The sequence below is a fragment of the Butyricimonas hominis genome (genome assembly GCF_014287455.1).
In the GTDB taxonomy this organism is placed as follows: Bacteria; Bacteroidota; Bacteroidia; order Bacteroidales; family Marinifilaceae; genus Butyricimonas; species Butyricimonas muris.
Genome location: NZ_JACOOH010000004.1, coordinates 186,516 through 205,789 on the forward strand (window position 1 = coordinate 186,516; position 19,274 = coordinate 205,789).

Genomic DNA, 19,274 nt, shown 5'->3' on the forward strand with positions numbered 1-19,274 from the left:
GATTATTGTATCAACTATAAACTATACGGCAAAAATGTCTAAAAGTTATATTCGTCTTATTTCTTGTGCGTGGCGATCGCCAGCAATATTCCGAGAGCGACACCCAATAAAGCGGCAAACAATACCCGCGTATCTCCCGGCAGCAAGAAAGTAATCGTGTGAGCCGGATACCAGAAAAAAGGTATCGTCTTCTTGAACACGAAATTCCATTGTACCCGCCAATTCAAATTTGCCATAATCTCACCCATCTGTATCGGGGTAAAAAGACCTGCCAACGTACCGCCATGACTCAATATATGCGTATCGGTAATCTTGTGCAATGTCATAAACACGGGAGCAAATATTGTATTCATCGCCACGGAAATACAGAATGCAACGAATACTTTCTGCCCGGACAAAGCCTCTCCCATCACGGTCGTCGCGTTCTCCATACCCATCGTTTTCAAGAACGCAGGAACACCGTTCGCGAATATCGTCATCGCCATACTGATTCCCATCCCGAGGATTCCCCACACGATAGCTCTCGGCAACACCCCGAATCCCTTGCGATTATAAACGCCCGCGCTGATACGCAACCCGATACACTCCCCGAAAGTCGACAGAATACCAAATTTCAGGAAACTCATAATCATACCGTGCTCGGCATTAAACGTCTTGTAAAAGGAATAAACCGTTTCCGACACGAAAAAAGGGAGCAGAAACAAAATCACACACCCCAGAACAATAAAATCCTTCTTCTTCATTATATATTAATTTAGCCGTAAGATCCATAAAGTCCATAATGCCTGACCTTACGACCTTATAGACTCTATAGACCTTATGAACTAGAGGGTGTATTAACACACACCCTCATTTCTTTATTTTTCAATCCGAATACGGGCATCCACGGCAACCACGTTGTCTTTGTTACCCAGAAGCGGGTTCAAGTCCATCTCAAAGATTTCCGGGGCTACTTTTACCAACGCGGAAATACGCATCACAGCCTCGGCGAACTTGTCTTCGTTCACAGGCTCTTGCCCGCGCACTCCTTGGATAATCTTGTAGGATTTCAGTTCTTTAATCAACCCGTGAGCCTCTGACTTGGACATCGGAGCCAACCCTGCTTTCACGTCTTTCAGCACCTCGATAAAAATTCCGCCAAGTCCGCAAAGCACCATGTGTCCGAACTTATCATCGCGTTTCGCCCCGATAAACACTTGCGTACCGCTCAACTGTTGAGCCAACATAATAGCGTAAGTATCTTTGATCTGCATCATCCGTTTGAACTCCCGACGCACAGTTTCCTCGTCGTTCACGTTCATCACGACTCCGCCGACATCCGATTTATGAATAGGTCCGACCACTTTCATTACCAACGGGAACCCGATCTCTTTCGCCATCTTCACGATTTCCTCCTCGTTATCGGACACGCCTTCTTTCGCTCTGGCTACTCCTGCCGCATCCAACAAAGCGTGAATCTCTTCCGGTGACAAATAACCATTCTGCGCGTTATCCACCACTTCCCGGATTTTCTTCACGTCCATATCCGGCATATCGAAATGCTCCGGTTGAGGCGCGGGAGTCTTGTATATCTTGCAAAGGGCATTTCCGAACAACACTTCATCAGGGAAATACACCCGTCCTTTAGAAACAAACTCGTCGATCTCGGCCTTCACGATCTTGGATGACGGGAAGATGGGGAAAATCGGCTTCTTGCTTGTCTTCATCTTTTCATCAAGCACGTTGTACACGTCGAAAACAGGGAACAATCCCGGGCTCCCGAAAATAACAGCCATCCCGTCGATATTATCAAAATCCTTGTCACAAGCATCCAGAATAAAGCCTAATTGCTCTGCCGTACCCGTGGCAAGGAAGTCTATCGGATTCCCGACAGATGAACCACCGAATAATTTAGACAACAACTCCTTTGCCTTTTCTCCCTCGATATGCGGCACATCCATTCCGCCGTTGGAGAGCGCATCGGTCAACATCACGGCAGGACCTCCCGCGTGAGTCACCACGGCCATATTCTTTCCTTTCACCTCGGGATGCATGAAGATTCCGGCAACCGTCATCAACTCGTCACGTCCGTTACAACGCACGATTCCGGCTTTACGGAACAAAGCTTCAACAGCAACATCCGAACTAGCCAACGCACCCGTGTGTGAAGAAGCGGCACGACTCCCGGCAGCCGAACCACCGGACTTAACCGCCGCGATACGGCAACCTTTACGAATCAATGAAGAAGCATGCTTCAATAACTTCTCCGGCTTCTCGATACTCTCCACGTACAACAACTTCACGCGGGAACTCGTTTCCGGATCAAACGATTCATCCATGTATTCCAGAATCTCCTCAACACCCATCTGGGCAGAGTTCCCGACAGAATACATGCTATTGAATTTAATACCTTTCTGCATCCCCGAATCCATGATAAACAAGGCCGTTGCCCCGGAACCGGAAATCAAATCCACTCCTTGCGGGTTCAACTCCGGAATCGGACTGGTAAATACCCCGCTATAATGGTTAGTCAAAACCCCAATACAGTTGGGACCTATCAATGCTCCACCCACGGAATCAATCGTATCCACGATCTGACGCTCTAATTTAGCACCCTCTTCGTTTTCCTCGTGGAACCCGGCAGACAAAATAATAAATGCTTTTGTATTTTTTTGTTTGGCAAGTACCTCTACTGCGGTGGGACAGAATTTAGCGGCAATCGCTAAAATAGCGCAATCCACTTGCGGAAGATCCTTCACATCACGATAAGACTTCACACCTTGCACTTCATCCATTTTAGGATTTACCACGTAAAGTTCTCCTTTGAAATTACCATCTTGCAAATTTCTCAACACGGTTCCGCCCGGTTTATGTATATCATCCGAGCCGCCCACGACCACGATACTCTTCGGTTCAATTAACTGTTTCGTTATCATATAGCATAAATTTTTATTTCTCTTTTAATTTCAAATGGATGATTGCTAGTGCCATCATCCATTTGAACTTTCTGTTTCTTAGATATTGTTGAAGAAAGTCAGAAACTCCTGAACCTTCTGTACCATCTTCTTCGAGCCTGTATAGAGAGGCACCCGCTGGTGCAGCGCCTCCGGCACGATCTCAAGGATTCGCCTTTCCCCGTCCGTCGCCATACCTCCCGACTGCTCTGCAATAAATGCCATCGGGTTGCACTCGTACAACAATCTCAACTTACCTGTCGGGTGCGAGCTGGTTTGCGGGTAAAGGAATACTCCCCCTTTCAACATATTCCGGTGGAAATCGGCCACCAAAGAACCGATATAACGAGAAGTATACGGACGCTTGGTTGCATCATCTTTCTCTTGACAATATTTAATAAATTTCTTCACTCCCACGGGGAAATTCACGTAATTACCCTCGTTGATAGAATAGATTTTTCCGTTTTCCGGCGTCTGCATATTCGGGTGTGACAAACAAAACTCCCCGATAGACGTATCCAGCGTGAAACCGTTCACCCCGTTACCGGAAGTGTACACCAACATAGTCGACGACCCGTAAATCACGTACCCGGCAGCCACTTGCTGCGTCCCGGGTTGAAAGAAATCCTCCATTGTCAAGGGTTCCCCGAGCGAAGAAACACGTTTATAAATTGAAAAAATAGTCCCCACGGACACATTCACGTCAATATTCGACGAGCCGTCCAACGGGTCCATACATATAACATACTTGGCATCTCTACATAAGCCTTCCTCGAAAACCACTATATCTTGATTTTCTTCTGTTGCAACCCCGCAACACTCACCACTTGCCCTTAATTCATCCATAAAAGTATTGTCGGCATAGACATCCAACTTTTGCTGGTCCTCACCCTGGACATTGATGGAACCCACCTTACCTAATATATCTACCAAACCAGCTTTATTCACCTCACGATGAACTTTTTTAGCAGCTATACCAATATGATGTAAAAGTCTCGAGAACTCCCCGGTAGCACCCGGAATCTCCGCCTGCCGCTCAATAATAAATTGATTTAAAGTTGTAACTTTATGCATTATCATGGTTCTGTGTTTTAATTTTTTTGCAAATATAGACTTATAAACTGTAATTTAAAAGGTTTACGAACTTAAATTCTGAAAGATACCCATCCATTCCTTACCGAACAAACGGGTCTCTTTCAGAATTACGGCATATAGTTCAAAAGGTTTTATCAATAGGCACGGACCGCTCGAACTATTGCAGCATTATCTTTAGCATCGGTTCCAGTAGTTCGATGATAATCTTTAACGCTATATTCCGTATCTCTCCCTCGTTCCGTAGAACTTCCATACACAATACCATCATCTATCAAATCTCCACCTTGTTTTACTATATTAGGATTCAATATTATTAACTGCGATACGATATATTTTATTTCATTTATTGCGGGAAGATACCATTCTTCACCTTTATTTAAACATGCATTAAAAGCGGGATACTTAGTTACATCTTCACCTTGGTTTTCTATAAAGGTTCTCACAATATCAGTATTAATTGCCCCATTATTCTTATCTGTCGCCCCAACTTCTCTAGCATAGCCTTTAACATGCAAATCACACCATTCTAATTCACCCAACGACTCATTCGCCACCACTCTTCCCCGATAAACGTTGATTCCTTTCATATTCGTCTCAAATTCGGCAGTAGCTGTATTATATCCCGTCACTTTTCCTACTACAAATATCGTTCCTCCTGCCCAAGCATCCCCTACCTTCGGGGCAGGCAAAGCAACTCGATCATAATTATTACCTCTTAACTCCTCACTCTCAAAGTAGTATTCAAAAGACTCTTTATTATCAGTGTAAAAAATCGCTTTCTCCAATCGTAAACTTTCTCCTTCCACCAATCGAGGGAAAACAAACTTCATCTTATTATCCACCACCGCAATCCCTTTCAATTCCCGTTTCACTTCTCCCGAGGCCAGATAAAGATCTGCTTTACTAATATTCACTTCCACAGCAACCTCCGTCAACAAAACTTCAATTTCCTCCCCTTTTTCAATTACAATCTCATAAGGCTCTTCCGAATACCAATCTTTTACTGACATCGAAAACTGCATTTCAACAGGTCCCATACCCGGGTATTTATTCACTTTCACATTATACGTGTATTCTTTCCCTTGCTCGAAATTATTGGCAGGAACTTCTACTTCAAACGGCTCTTCAATCCCCGCAACTTGAAACGAGAATAACTTCTTATTATCCTCGAGCTCTTGCGGCAAAATAATAACAGAAGAATTGCTAGATTTCGGCATTACAATTTCATCTTTCGTTCCTCCATTCTCAACTTCACCCGTCCCTAAATTAAGAATCCCGATAGTAACTACATCATGCAATTTCACATTTTCCAATTGTGTCAAATCAATAATAGCAGGTGTTTCCGTCGTAATATTCAACACGATCTTGGAAAACAGATGTTCAAACTCCAATTTTATCGGCTCAGCATCTTTTGCATATCCCTCCGCCGCCTTCACATACAAAAAATCCGATTTATCCAAACCGTTAGATTGATCTGTTTCCACGCTAACATTCATTCGGGCCAATTCTTGTGGTTCCGAATGTTCCTTTTCCCAATAATACCCGTACACGTCTATCCGCCCATCGGGATAATAATGCTCACCACCATCCGCAAAAGTCAAATCGCCCTCCTGCCCATAGTTCATTTTACAAAGATCTTCACTTGCAGGAACAGCAACAACATCCGCACTCTCCCGCTTAGCAATGTAAAGAAATATTTTATCCCCTTCACTAAACCCATCCACCCGAGACAACCTACCGGGTTTCAAATCTTGAATATTAGAACGAAAACGTATTTCCTGTCCATCAACACTTTCTTCCGAAACATTCCGAACGCAACTCAACAAGACACTTGCCAATAAGAGAAAACCAAATAATTTCATAGTCTGTAATTTTTAAATGTTTAGATTATAATTTCTCCTCCGCACATATCATTAAACTAGATTCTTCAATCTTTCAAAGACTCGAAAATATTAAATGGTTATCTTTACACGCCATTCTCGTAATTACACCTGACAATAAATCAATTACACCCCACCATTAATATATTTTCCCAATGTTCTATCCCGTAGAAACAAAAAACGTTATTTCACGCTCCATAAAAATATATAATAAAAACCAAAAAATCAACTAACCAACACTTTTTCCATATTATTTTCTTTTTCCTTTAGAAAAACTTATCCCAACTATAAAACGAGTATTCCGACTACCCTAAATAAAGATTGGGTGGCCGGAATACTCAATTATTAATCGCAAATCAAAAGCGTAGCCCCGTGCGGCTGGAATCACTCAATCATAAATCGGAAATCACTGAATCAATAAGCTGTCCGACGATCTTTTCCCGTTCTTCAACGTGGCGAAGCAATACACCTTCACTTTCGTGTTATCCCACTCGTCCGGGAGCGCGTAACTGGTACTGCCACTTTCACCCCGGGCTCTCAACGCTACCAGCCTTGCCCGTTCCCGTTCCGTTTCGTACAACACGCCGTACACTTGGTCGTCAGCCAACGCAAACCCGTCCTCTTCTTCCTGCCCCTCTTGCTCGAAAATGAATTTTTGGTTTTCCTCGCTGTACGTCACAGTCACCTTCGGCGGATTGATAATCCCGGCAGCCACCAACAATTGTTCAAAATTAACGGTTGCCTCGTTCTTCTCGTTCACCGTCACCGCCTTCATGTTCGCCGCCACGAAAGCATTTGACGTAGACCCCTTCCCGATCCCCACGAAGCCTTTCCGTATCACCGGTAAAAGACTCCGGGACAACTGTACCAACACTTTCATCCTCGCCCGCTGTGCCAGTATCTCCGGTGTCGGGTTATCCTTCCTCGTGAATACTTTCGCTTTAGCGATGTTCTTACTCCTCGTGTAACACAACGTGATGTTACCTACTGACTTTCTCGCTTTACCTAACAAATAAGAATTAAATTCTGCCATAATAATTGAAAATTGAAAGTTGAAAATTGAAAATTGAAAATGTAAACACTTAAATCCATGAATCAAAAATCATGAAATCATAAATCATAAATTTTTAAACGCTTCCTCCAACGCCGGTCCCGGATCGATTTTCCGGTTCGTGACCGCAGAATGGCCCACGACATCTTTGATCGGGTAGTACTCCTCCAGCACGCTACAAATTTTCGCCAAAGTTTGCACCTGCATCCTCGTGTAGCGATGCCAGTAAGTCAACTTCCCTTCCGATTCGTACGCGAAGACGTCTTCCGCCGGAACAATCCGCCCGCACTCGGCAACGAACATTCCCCCCGACAAACGAAGTTTCCCCAAGTTATCCAGTTCGATCCCTATGGAATAACGATTCAATCCCGACCGCCCCGCGTACCAGCTACGCCCGGCGTGCCACGCTTCCGTGTCAAACGGCACAAGTTGAATGATCTCCCCGTCCCGCCCGATTACCAGATGAGCGGAAGCCCCCACGTCAGGTCTTGTCAGGTAAATCGCGGCAACCTCGGCTCCCCATGCGGCGGTATAGTGCAAGACAATCATGTCCGGTCCCACCAGCTTCCGGGTATTCTTCGCGCAAACCAAATGACGTACCCGATCGCCCATCAACCGATGGTTGACAATTGACAATTGAGAATTGAAAATTGAAAATGAACTCATAAATCGTAAATTATAAATCTAAAATTAAAAACGTCGTTTTCGCGTGAAGACTTGCAGAATTTTTTCTCCGCCTCGTCCCACCACGTAACCGCCCAAACCGATTTCCAACAAGTCCCAAAAGCGGGAAGTATCGTCAAGAATCGGCAGGTTCGTGAACGTTCCGACCAACACGATTACCGCAAATACCAACATCACCAACGGTCGCCACGATCGCTGCAACCAACTTCCCTTCGCTTCCTCCACCAACACCGCCGATTGCGCCTCTACCCGTGCCCGTTCCCATTCCGCGAGTACCTGTAACAAATCCGATTCCAGTTGCCGCTTCTCCCTCGCCGGGAGAGTCAGGCGGTCGATCACCTCGCCAACCGCACTGACCACGTTCTTTACTCCTTCCACCACCTCAATCCCGTGACGATACTATTCTTGATCTCTGCCTCGAAGTAAAACTTCTTGTTCCCTACTCTCCGCACGGGAATAGCGAACAGCTTCTCATAACGGCGCAAGGTGTGGGCGGAGATATTCATTGCCTTGCAAACCTCCGCCGCAGTCATCAACCTGTGCGACACGTTCGCCGCCGTTTCTATTGCCAACCTTACTTCCTGTTGATACTCTTTAAGTTGCCGCAACAACAACAGGGTTATCTCTTCCCCTTTTTCGATTTTGTTAACCATGTTCTTCATTTTAATTGAAAATTGAAAGTTGAAAACTGAAAATTAAAATCACTCAATCTAAAATTTAAAATCTAAAATCGTAAGTATTGACTCGACGAATACGCCTTTCCGTCCTTCTCCTTGAAGAAACAATAAAGATGGGCTACCGTACCTCGCCGCCGGTATAGGCGAAAAGTAGCTCTTCCCTCCCCCCTCGTCGCACGCACTTCTTCAAATACGGGAGTAAACGAGCGATCGCCGTACAACACGACCACCATTAACTCATCGCCCATCCTTGCCGGAGCCAACCCGGCATTTTCCTCCCACGTCAAGGTTACAACGTCCCGGTCATCCACCTCACCCCGAAGATTATTCACCTTTTGCAACATCCCCACCGCCAACTGCAAACGTGAAAAATCGGCAATCTTCCCGTCCGGTTTAAAAACCTTCATGTTCAGCCTCATGAAAAAATTGTAACCGCTCGCGGACATTCCCCCTGTCGCCACACGCCACACTTCCCGCAAGGGTGTCACCACCATGTGCCGATAAAAACAAATCGCCACCATAAACTGAGAACGGCAATCCATCTGTTCCGGCGTCTTCGCGTCCGAGTATTCCGCCGGGGTACTCCGCACCCGGGTATCCGCTCCTACCCGATAAAAAACCGTGTTCCCGACTTTTCCCGATATCAACTTATCTGTTTTAGCCATACTGATTAAATTGAAAATAATAACTAATAAACACTCTCGTTCGTTCCTCTTTCCTATCACTCTCCTTTCAAAAACCTTCCCGAAGGTCTTTAAAAGGACTTTGAAAGGAGTTTAAAAGGACTTTGTTCCCTGTCTTCCCCGGGATTACTCCCCGTCTTCCCGAAGAATTCCTCAGGTATCTCCGACCTCTTGTACCGCGTTCTTTAAAATTCTCATCATCTTTTATTTTTAAATCAACGATACAAAGATATTTCCCCCACATCCTCCCGCCAACGAAATGACACAGACAGCCAAATAACTGTATAAACACCTTGTAACCTGACACAGACGCCTAAAACACGAGATTCATTTTCCCCGTAAAAACAGTTTTAACCGCTTCACGGCTCTCTCTGAAAAAAATCTTTCATTATACTGAAACAAAATCACCAATTATTCATCAATATACTGACGAATAATTCTTATTATTGAAGACATTCTCTATATCAACTTGAAAAACATTCAATTATTATTGCATTTTTGGTCAGTTTAAAGGAAAAAAGCATTTTTGTATAGACAAAATAGTCGCAACACACAACCAAAATTTCAGAATCATCATAACGATGCATTATTATGATGTTTGCTTATGATGTGATATTATAAAACATCCACCGGAGCCCGTCGATAAATTTATCCACGAGACCGGTGAATATTAAATTACACGATTACTCCCCGTTCCCCGTTTTCGGGTTTTCCCGGGAAGTATCCAGTATATTGAAACAAGCCAACACGCTTTTCCGGTAACAGTCCCCCACCGGGAACCATTTCTCCCCAACCCGCAAGGAGTTGCCCGCCCACGTATCGACATAACGCAGGTTCAGGATAAAACCACGGTGTACACGAACAAGATAGGCGTCCGGCAGTTGCCACTCCACGCTACCCAAACGGCACGCCACGGTAATCCGGGAGTTATCTTTAAAATGAAAATAGCAATAATTACCCGATGCCTCTATCCAAAGGATTTCGGCATAAAAATATTTCTTGTAATACTCGTCCTGACGAATAAGCAAGCCATCTGCCACCAGCGGTGACACCCTCAAAGGTGCACTTGCACCCGATAAATCTGTTTTCATAGACAATTAAATTTATGCCTCATGAAAAAATCACCGACGGGCGTAGACAATAAAAAAGAGGGGAGCCATTTTTCTCGACTCCCCCCTAGCACGCACCAAATTTATAAAACTCGATTACTTTTTCTTGCTCTTTTTCAGCAATTTCGCCACCGTGTCACGAAGGACATCCCCGCGGAGGCCTTTCGCCACGATACGGTTCTCCGCGTCAACGAGAAACGTTGCCGGGAGTTCGTGTACCATGTAAAGACGAGCGTTCGGGGAAGCGAAGCCTTGCAAGTCCGAGCCGTTTATCCATACCATTCCATCTTGCCCAACGGCGTTACGCCAGTCACCACGGTTCTCGTCGAGCGAGATGCTGACGATTTCCAGCCCCAGCGGACGGTATTGCAGGTAAAGTTTCACGAGGTCGGTGTTGTCCTGACGACAGAGAGGGTTCGTTGAAACCCAGAAGTACACCAGCTTCAACTTGCCGGGAAGGTCATACAACGAGAAAGTATTCCCGTCGGGCTTCTCCGTGGTGAAATTCGGTGCCACCTCGCCAATAGCTAGTTTCTCGTACTGTTCCAACGCTGCGGCAATCCGCTTGCCGGGAATAGTAGCACGGGCAGCCTCACCGAGAAGGTCATACTTCGAGCGCAAGCCCTCTTCCGTTTCACCGCTGATACCAAGGGCGATCACGTGCGCCGTGGCGTACTCGTCGGGATTCGCCTTGATTAACTCGATAGTGGCGTTCACCGATGCCTCGTAGGCCTTGTTCACGCGGTCTTGCAAGGCTTGGACGTTCGCCCCGGGCTGTTGCGCCTCTGCCGCGACCTTGGCTTGTTCTGCCAAGAAAGCTTGACTGATACGGGTGAAGCGAGTCAATAATTCCTGTTGTTTGCCGCCTTGTATCATCGCACCCCTGTCGCTCACGTTCACCATGAAATTGGCGTTCTCGAGAATCAACGGTATCATGCCGTTCCCGTCAGAAGGAGCGAGGTAAGCCGCCACGGGAGCGTTCACCTTGCCAGTGAAGACAAAAACGCCGTTTTTAACCGTCACGGAACCCAGCGTATCGGGCTTCTCCCATTCGTTAGCGATTAACAGAAGAGTTCCGTCTGTCATCCCGCTCACCTTGCCACTGATCTGGTAACCCTGCTGGGCTTTACAAGCGAACGTCGAGAGTATCGCCAAACCAATCAATAATGAAATTTTTCTCATAATCTAAACGTTATAATATTACACTTTTATTACCTTTATTTTCCCAGCAACTCCGCTATCTTTTTTTCCAAGGCTTTTCCCCGGAGATCCTTGGCAATGATGCGGTTGTTCTCGTCAAGAAGAATGGTGTGAGGGATGCCTCGAACGAGATAACGGGAAGAGATTTCTTGTTTCTGGTCCATGATGTTAGACCAAGTCATCTTCTCGTCCTGCATGGCTTTCACCCAGTCTTGGGGTTTCGAGTCGAGCGACACGCCGATGATTTCCAACCCGGCATCACGATATTTCTTGTAAATCTTGCACACGTTCGACATCTCTTGACGACAGGGGGCACACCACGATGCCCAAAAGTCCACGAGTTTCACTTTCGCCTTGATACCATGCAGGGAAACGGCTTGCCCCTCTGCCGTGGTTCCCGAGAAATCGGGTGCAATGGAACCCGGTTCCACTTGCTTGAACACGTCCAACTGCCGGACGATCATCTGCCCGTAAGGACTGTTTTGGGCAGGTTCTCCCAGCATATCGTGAAGAGCTTTTAAAGAGGTGTAATTCATCTGTCCCATCCCGGCGGCAATCACGTACGCGGACACGAACGAGTCTTTGTACGTCTTGAAAAGCTCCAACTGTTGGGCTTCCGCTTCCGCCGCCACTTTCTCGAATTGCTGTTGTAACGCCTGCAATTTCATCTGGTTTTGTTGGGCATAAGCGGCACGGGCCTCCTGTTCCATCTTCATCTTCTCTCGAAGAATCCGCTGGTTGATGGCATCGAACTTGCCCCATATCTGCTGGGATTCGCCACCCCCTTGCACCTCTATCCCGGCTTCCCCGGCGACCAGCGTGTATCCCGTGTTTTCCAGCATGAGCGTGGCTATCGGTTGCTGCTGTTCCCCGGCAAGGATATACGCGGGGATAATCCCCTCCACGGTTCCCGCGAACTCGAATTCCCCGTTCACCATTACCGCCTCACCCAGTTTGACCAAACCGCCCGGACCACTCGCCGCCAACACGAGATTCCCACCGAGGGTACCCCCCAAGTGTCCCGTGATTTTAAAACTCTCTTGCGCCCGAATATTCCCGAGCAGAGATAACATGATTATAAACAAATTTAAAAGTTTCATCATATTTACATTTACAATTTATTGATACTCTTCGGTTCGAATTGCTTTATATCAAAAGATATTTCCAAGGGCTGCACTTCTCCCTTGATAAATCGAACTTCCCAACGCGGAACAACTTCCACGGCACGACGCACCAGCATCACCCACGGGTCGGTGGGGTCAGTAATGACCCGAGCCTCGTGTTCATTATAGACATCAAGACGAATCTCCCGTATCGAATCCGCCACGCCATTCCGGTTGGGATAGACCATGAAAGTAACGTGCAGGACACGATCCTTTAACTCAGGGTAATTATCCCAGTCGTGCGAACGAACGGTTCGAATGAATTGATTGTAAGCGGCGGTGTCCCCGGGTTGAATGTAATTATCATAAACATTTTTCCAAACCACTTCACCGTTTTTCACCTCGAAAACAATTTCCCGACAAGAAATCCAGGCCCACGGGTACTCCTCGCCCACCGGATCGCCCTCGTCCACCTTGAACGAACCCGAGTACCACGATGCCACCACCGGTTTGCGGTGATTGCCGTGCACAAGTGTCGATAAAGGAATTCGCTTCCCCGTGCGACCATGACGAATTTCAGTCAACCATAAACACCCGTCCGCTATCTTCCACCGGGCAACGTACCCCCGGGGATTTCTCGTCGTGAACGCTCCTTTCAACCGGGGACGCAAGCGGGTCATCACGTCCGGATCCTGTTGCAGGGGATTGACAATCAAAACGTAATTCCTACCATCTATCTCTATCGAATCCAATTGTTTCAATTTACCGGGCAACCAGTATTTATAAGGTGCCGATCTATCCCGTCCCCACTTCACCCGAAGTTGCACGGGTTGAATTTTCCCATCAAGCGTGAGTACATTCCAATCATCCATCAGGGCAAGACACCTCTTGATTTCCTGCACGTACGGATGATTCTCGTCGTATTCTTTTTCCTTTATTTCAAAATCCCCCCACATGCAGATGGTGTCCTGATTCGGTTGGGGATAACGATACCATGACAACACCTTCACTTGCCCCGTCGTCCCATCAGGTTTAGGAATGATTTGAACATTCAAGCTCGAATCGCCTTCCCAGGTCATTCCCTTACCGTTAAAAAGTACGTCCAGCGTATAATCGCTTTCATCATTTCCACTTTTCTTCAAACTATTGTATATCTCTTTTTCCTTCGTCACCACGCCATCGCACAACGAATAGATAGTTTCATGCTCGTGATACTGGGCAAATCCCATGTGCTCGTAATACACTTGCTCTCCCCTTACCACGCGTATCTCCCCGCTAAACCAGCGGGCAGCAATTCGTCCGTTCTCCAAATAAGCGTCAAAAATACCATCCAGATTCACCCGCTTCCCATTAAACAAATGAATTGCTTCAAGATACAAGGTCTCGTTTTCTAACCGCCATGTCCCGATATACCCTCGCCAAAGAGCCGTACACATGACTTTCGGGTCAAGCCGCTCACTCACCTTTCTCGAAAGAGTTGTATCCGCTTTGAGAGGACAACTTAACATCCAAAGCGTATCTCGCCCGATAATGATTTTCTCCCCGATCTGTCCCGTTGCCTGTACCAAAGTACTAAGGCTACAAAGAACGAGGAACACCACGATAAATATCTTGTTTTTCATAGTTTATATTAGTAGTTACTGTATCATTTCTTTTTCACGGATTCTTCCGCTTTCAATTTTTCATACAAATACTTGTCATACGTTATTTTTAGGGTACAAAACGCTCCATTCTTGAAATCCATTTCTCGAATTAATTTCTTATCCTTCTCTTCTATCACGGGAACCAATTTCATCATTTCTTTCTCTATCTCGTGGTAACGATCCACGGGAAGATTAATCCAGAAATCACCTTCATTATGCTGTACACCAAACGAGATTTTTTCTATCTTTAAATCCTCGTTCAAAATAAAATTTACAAGAAGCCAATCGCCCATGCAAGGCAAACGCAAATCCTCGGGTTTAATATGCTTAAACACGATTTCTTCTATTTGCTCACGCATTTTCTTGGGTACATGCAACCAGTCAAAACGATCAAAACGCCGAACAGAATCCGTGATAACCACATTGGTAATTTCACTATAAACATAACCCTTTACCACTTTATAAGCCACATTTTTACCTCTCACGATTTCTCCCGACTTTTTATCTTTCACTATGTCATTTCTCGTTTCTTCCCGATTTTGAGAAAACGATACGCTGAAAAATAGTATAAACACGAATAATAATTCAAGATATCTCATAATCAAAATTCTTAACACACGCCTCCATTCGCAACCTCTTGCAAACAAGCAAGGGACTCCCCGCCGTAGCGGGGAAGTAACCATTAATCGATTGCATTATTTTTTGTTTCAGGCTCCTTGGCATTCAATGCCTCAACTACTCTTTCATAATCAACTCTTAGACATAAAAACTCTCCGTTTTTAAAATCCATCCTGTTAATCCATTTTTTATCTTTCTCCTCTATCACGGGTTCCATTTTCATTATCTCTTGCTCTATCTTGTAATAGAAATCCATAGGAAGGGTTGGCCAAAAATCACGTTCTCCAACCTCTCCAAAAACTTCACCATGATTCAAAGAAAACATGATCTTTTCCACTTTAAATTCCTTGTTCAAAATAAAACTGATCACAAGACTACCATCAGCAACAAACTCCTCGCGAGATAAACGCAAATTCTCCATTTTAACATACTTATACACGATCTCTCTTATTTGTTTTCTCATTTTCACAGGTGCTAGTTCCCCTCCGAAATGATACCAAAGAGTATCCTGAATATCTACATTTTTAATATTATAGAAGCAATCATCTTTCATGACCCGATAAGCCACATTCTTACCTTTAACAATTTCTCCCGACTCTTTGCCTTTCACCACGTCACTTCTCGTTTCTTCCCGATTTTGAGAAAACAATATGCCAAAAAATAGCATAAACACAAATGATAATACAAGATATTTCATAATCAATGTTTTATTTAATACTTAAAAAATTGTATAAATTCTGAAAACTATACGGTCCTGGTTCTTCTGTATAATTTGTATTTGTCCCATATAGATGATGCTTCCTAAGTTCAACCAAAGCCTTTTCATAAAGTCGTTGGAATTTAATACTTCCCTTCGTATCCATCACACTCCAAGTTGTATATTTTGCTAATTTTCTAATATAATCCACAAATTTCGTAGATACGGCATAAAAATCCTTCTCTTCAGCACCTTCAATACTCATCACCAATAAATATTGCGCCATGTATGCCTCGACCTCATGATTTCTTGATGCCACAGCTATTTCTTTCATTTGATACACATGAAATAACTCGTGAAATAAAAGCGGTCCAAAAGGATCACTTAGACCATTATACCGTATTACGCCCCTACCAACATATCCCATCGTTCCAGGTTTCATTGATTGATCGTATTCAAATTTCACAGGTATGCTTAAGCTCTCGATAAGTTTCTTTCCCAAAGTTGTTCCCTTTAAGCCTTCCATTGCATCCTCCATTGGTCCCACCCCACGGGTAAGCACCCCTTGTCTTAAAACATTCTCCTGTTCTACATTCCATGTTTCTTGGGTACAACTCCCAAGAAGATAGAATATAAACAGTAATTGTAAAAATCTTATTTTACTCATAGTTTCATTATTTTACAAATGATACTCCTCCCCGTCCACAATCTCTTGCAAACAAGCAAGGAACTTCCCCGCCGGAGCGGGGAAGTCACCATGTGAATTTTATCGATAGATGTAAGGAATAAAATCGCCGATACGAAGGCTGAATATGGGCAATCCCGAAGTCGTTTCACCAACGACTTTCGTGTTCATGCTCAAGCGGATGTATTGCACATCCTTACGCTTGTCAACCGGGATATTGATAAACGTGGTTTCGCCGATAGCATTTCCCAGGGAAACGCCTCCCTCGTCGAACGTAGCTTGTTCCCAGCTATAACCATTCGCGGAAACCTCTATTTTCAAAGAAGAAAGCAAGTATTTCAACTCTTTCTCGATATCGGTTGAACCCGTGTTAGCTTGCACGAACTTGAACCCGTGCAAGGGTTGCAACTTTTTCATGTCGATATTCACGGTCACCGTGAACAAGCCAAAATCCGTTCCCGGTTCAAAAACGCTAGCCGGGTCATCATCCAACATACAAGCCACGCCATATTTCTTATCTCCATTGTACGTGGTATCCGAACAAGTCAACTCCCAACCTTCCGTGTCGAGCGGCTCAATCGCAGGCATCTCGTTCAAATTCTCGCCTCCTTTCTCGTTCAACCAGTTCATGTCGATTTTTGCCGGGGTAGCCGGTACATACGGTGGGTATCCCGAATCATCTGTTGACAACATATCAATATACGACTGGCCATAATATTTCGCGAAAAGATAGTGTTGGTTATAGCATTCCACCTCCACGCCACGCGTCTTACTTAAGTAGTACAAAGTAGTTAACGCAAGATAGGGATCTGTTGTACTCACGTTTTCCTGATGGTTGTCCAACATATAACGATTTTTACCCAAAAGCACCTTTTTCAAGTTCGGAAAATAGAATAAGTCTTGAAAAGTTGGCAAATTGTAATCCAATTCGAGTACTTCCACGTCATCCACCTTGCTTTGCCAATCAATCCCGTACTCGTGCATCATCACGTTCACGAAACCGGAAGACCACACCCGTTCTTCCAGCGACAAGGTCACAGGATCGAATTTAATCGTGTCAATACACCCCGCGAGCAAGCCCCTTCGCTCCACCGTGAGCGGCTTATTGAAATCAACGCCCACGCTTTCAGCGATACTCCCGTCCTCATTGGGCAACATAAACATAATATCGTTGATAAATTGAACACTACGCCCCATATTTTTAAGAATATTCCAAGTATATTCTTTCCCATCGGTACCCCAGTATCTCAAGTTGATTTCTTTTAGATTGGCATTCTTCCCGTCCAACGTCACCACCAGCCTATCGGTTACCGGGTAGAAATTGACAATACCGCGGGTAAAAGAACGCAAATCCTCGTGCACTTCCGTGTAAGGACGACCGTAATTGGTTTCCACGAGTGATTCCGTGCCATCGGCAGCCACGTTACTCACTTTCACTGAATAAACGGCATCCTGCAAGTTCTCCAAATAGATTGTATCCATTAAATCGTCTCCCAACACATCCTTGGGCGTCACGTAAACCACCATCGGCTCGGCATCAAGTTCCGATTGGTAAGCAATTTTTACCTTCTCGATATCAGGATCGATATTCCCTTTCCAAGAAACACGCAAACGCTCCCAACCCGGTGCAATATTCAAATCCGAACACTTGCCCGTGTATCGAATCACCCCGTCACCGCTAAATTCATCGTACGTGTCTTCCAAGTCCTCGCAACTCACCGCGAAGAGAGCCGCGAAAAACCATGTCATATAGTATAATTTGTTTTTCATCATTTTGAGCATTCTTTGATTTATTCCGCTTTTATACACACTTCCATTTCGTTGAACGTCACGTACTCACGGGCATTAGCTTCCGGTTGATAGTAATTCCTCACATTATTATAAGTATCCGTAACCACCAGAATCAAATAACGGAATTTTCTTCCTGCCTCGTAATTACACAACATCCGTAAAACCACCGGATCAGCCGCCAAAACGTCTTTCTCGTCTCCTTGTCTCCAATCTTCTCTCCAACCGGCTCCTCCTTGACCACCCAAACAATCAGTACGGGTAGCCCAAGAATCCCAAAGATTATCCACATCATCATCCAACTCGTAAAGAAGCACACACGAGGAAAGGTCTACCGTTTTCGGGTCACTATTCGTGCCATACAACTTCGCCTTCGCCGGAAGGTGAGCATAATATTGACCGTTCCATATATCTGACACAAGATCAGGGAATACAACAGTCGATGATTCTCCATTTTTAGGCCAAGACGTTTGATAATTCAAAAAAGCATAGAGAGAAACCGCCGCCGGAACCCGCTCCTGCTTCAAATCAATAATAAAACGATTCTCTTTAGCCCCCTCGTGATAAAAAGCATTCGGTCCCACCACGTACGTGTCGTACTTGTATTGAACCCCCGCGAGTTTATTTCTACGGAAGCCGATACCCCGTTTATCGCCATCGAACAGGTATTCCAACCCGAACCCATGCGTAGCATTAGTGATCGTCTTTCCCCCGAACTCGTAAAGGAAATCATCCTCGTATTTCAAGGTATCCATCGAAAGACAAGGCAAGCTTTTATACACTTGAAGTTTCACCCGCTTCCCGTCAAAATCATCCGTCCGCACAATAACATCCGTGGTTTCCATCACTTGCGACATCTCGAAGTTAAGCGTGTCTCCTCCACTTTTAATGGGAGTACTGGACATCAGAATCGAATCCAATTCCCCGGTCAACGGGTTGGTTCCCATGTAGAATACATGCACCATACCGGTAACGGTTTCCGGGGCAGTATAAGACACAGAGAATCCACCCCAGAACTCTTGAACCCTCAAACTATCGAACAAAGCCACGGTAGCCGAATTCTCCGTGTTGAAAGTCGCCTCGATGGCTTCCGACTCCACGAAGGAGCGATTGAAAAACGAGATTTGCGCGGGCACGTTCTGCCGAGCCTCGGTAAAACCGGTCAACAACAACGTATCGCCCAAGTAAGACCCCTCCCGGGTACGCAATTCCCCCCAAGCGTCACGGTAACGAACACGTACCCCGTAAACATCCGCGTTTTTCACGTAATATTTCATCATGGCACCTCCCGGAACAGGCTGGAAATCGAGCTTACGGAACTCCACGGGCACGTTGAAACTCAAGTCCTCGTCCTCCTTGCAAGCAAAAAATCCGGAAAACAATACCAACAAAAATAATATCTTTCGTATCATAATTTAAAATTTTCAA

At 45.2% G+C, this 19,274-nt stretch carries 18 protein-coding genes; all 18 read right to left on the minus strand.

Annotated features, from left to right (window positions below; all coding sequences use genetic code 11):
• Positions 1–56 precede the first annotated feature (56 nt).
• The 18 genes from H8S64_RS09790 to H8S64_RS09875 all read right to left on the minus strand — a co-directional run bounded on the left by H8S64_RS09790 (position 57) and on the right by H8S64_RS09875 (position 19,258).
• Entirely contained in the window at positions 57–743 is a 687-nt protein-coding gene (locus H8S64_RS09790; protein WP_186975938.1) for a hypothetical protein, read from the minus strand.
• 114 nt (positions 744–857) lie between these two features.
• Complete coding sequence (locus tag H8S64_RS09795; RefSeq protein WP_186975939.1) at positions 858–2,915, minus strand: acetate--CoA ligase family protein; 2,058 nt, start codon at positions 2,913–2,915, stop codon at positions 858–860.
• 78 nt (positions 2,916–2,993) lie between these two features.
• Positions 2,994–4,013, minus strand: a complete 1,020-nt coding sequence (gene fbp, locus H8S64_RS09800) for a class 1 fructose-bisphosphatase (RefSeq protein ID WP_218014301.1) — start codon at positions 4,011–4,013, stop codon at positions 2,994–2,996.
• A gap of 149 nt (positions 4,014–4,162) precedes the next feature.
• The gene (locus H8S64_RS09805) at positions 4,163–5,890 is read right to left on the minus strand and encodes a fimbrillin family protein (protein WP_186975940.1); all 1,728 of its coding nucleotides are present in this window, start codon (positions 5,888–5,890) and stop codon (positions 4,163–4,165) included.
• Between the two features lie 424 nt (positions 5,891–6,314).
• Positions 6,315–6,941 carry a DUF6266 family protein gene (locus tag H8S64_RS09810; RefSeq protein ID WP_186975941.1) on the minus strand — a complete coding sequence of 209 codons (627 nt, stop codon included), beginning with the start codon at positions 6,939–6,941 and terminating at the stop codon, positions 6,315–6,317.
• An 84-nt stretch (positions 6,942–7,025) separates the two neighbouring features.
• Positions 7,026–7,625 (minus strand): N-acetylmuramoyl-L-alanine amidase, encoded by a 600-nt coding sequence (locus tag H8S64_RS09815; protein WP_186975942.1) that lies wholly within the window; start codon positions 7,623–7,625, stop codon positions 7,026–7,028.
• A gap of 24 nt (positions 7,626–7,649) precedes the next feature.
• Entirely contained in the window at positions 7,650–8,024 is a 375-nt protein-coding gene (locus H8S64_RS09820; RefSeq protein WP_186975943.1) for a 3TM-type holin, read from the minus strand.
• Positions 8,009–8,296: a MerR family transcriptional regulator gene (locus tag H8S64_RS22770; protein ID WP_186975944.1), complete on the minus strand. Its 288-nt coding sequence runs from the start codon at positions 8,294–8,296 to the stop codon at positions 8,009–8,011. Before H8S64_RS22770 ends, H8S64_RS09820 begins: the two co-directional genes overlap by 16 nt.
• A 71-nt stretch (positions 8,297–8,367) precedes the next feature.
• On the minus strand, positions 8,368–8,985 hold the full coding sequence (locus H8S64_RS09830; protein ID WP_222621171.1) for a DUF6266 family protein: 618 nt from the start codon (positions 8,983–8,985) through the stop codon (positions 8,368–8,370).
• 701 nt (positions 8,986–9,686) lie between these two features.
• Positions 9,687–10,094: a LytR/AlgR family response regulator transcription factor gene (locus tag H8S64_RS09835; RefSeq protein ID WP_186975946.1), complete on the minus strand. Its 408-nt coding sequence runs from the start codon at positions 10,092–10,094 to the stop codon at positions 9,687–9,689.
• Between the two features lie 114 nt (positions 10,095–10,208).
• Positions 10,209–11,294: a TlpA disulfide reductase family protein gene (locus H8S64_RS09840; RefSeq protein WP_186975947.1), complete on the minus strand. Its 1,086-nt coding sequence runs from the start codon at positions 11,292–11,294 to the stop codon at positions 10,209–10,211.
• Positions 11,295–11,329: 35 nt separating this feature from the next.
• Positions 11,330–12,415: a TlpA family protein disulfide reductase gene (locus H8S64_RS09845; RefSeq protein ID WP_186975948.1), complete on the minus strand. Its 1,086-nt coding sequence runs from the start codon at positions 12,413–12,415 to the stop codon at positions 11,330–11,332.
• An 8-nt stretch (positions 12,416–12,423) separates the two neighbouring features.
• Positions 12,424–14,037, minus strand: a complete 1,614-nt coding sequence (locus H8S64_RS09850; RefSeq protein ID WP_186975949.1) for a hypothetical protein — start codon at positions 14,035–14,037, stop codon at positions 12,424–12,426.
• A 23-nt stretch (positions 14,038–14,060) separates the two neighbouring features.
• Positions 14,061–14,657 carry a hypothetical protein gene (locus H8S64_RS09855; RefSeq protein WP_186975950.1) on the minus strand — a complete coding sequence of 199 codons (597 nt, stop codon included), beginning with the start codon at positions 14,655–14,657 and terminating at the stop codon, positions 14,061–14,063.
• 83 nt (positions 14,658–14,740) lie between these two features.
• Positions 14,741–15,373, minus strand: a complete 633-nt coding sequence (locus H8S64_RS09860; RefSeq protein WP_186975951.1) for a hypothetical protein — start codon at positions 15,371–15,373, stop codon at positions 14,741–14,743.
• A gap of 10 nt (positions 15,374–15,383) precedes the next feature.
• Complete coding sequence (locus H8S64_RS09865; RefSeq protein WP_186975952.1) at positions 15,384–16,040, minus strand: hypothetical protein; 657 nt, start codon at positions 16,038–16,040, stop codon at positions 15,384–15,386.
• Positions 16,041–16,139: 99 nt separating this feature from the next.
• Positions 16,140–17,828, minus strand: coding sequence for a DUF4998 domain-containing protein (locus H8S64_RS09870; protein WP_186975953.1), 1,689 nt, complete (start codon positions 17,826–17,828; stop codon positions 16,140–16,142).
• 20 nt (positions 17,829–17,848) lie between these two features.
• Entirely contained in the window at positions 17,849–19,258 is a 1,410-nt protein-coding gene (locus H8S64_RS09875; protein WP_222621172.1) for a DUF4959 domain-containing protein, read from the minus strand.
• Positions 19,259–19,274: the final 16 nt, after the last annotated feature.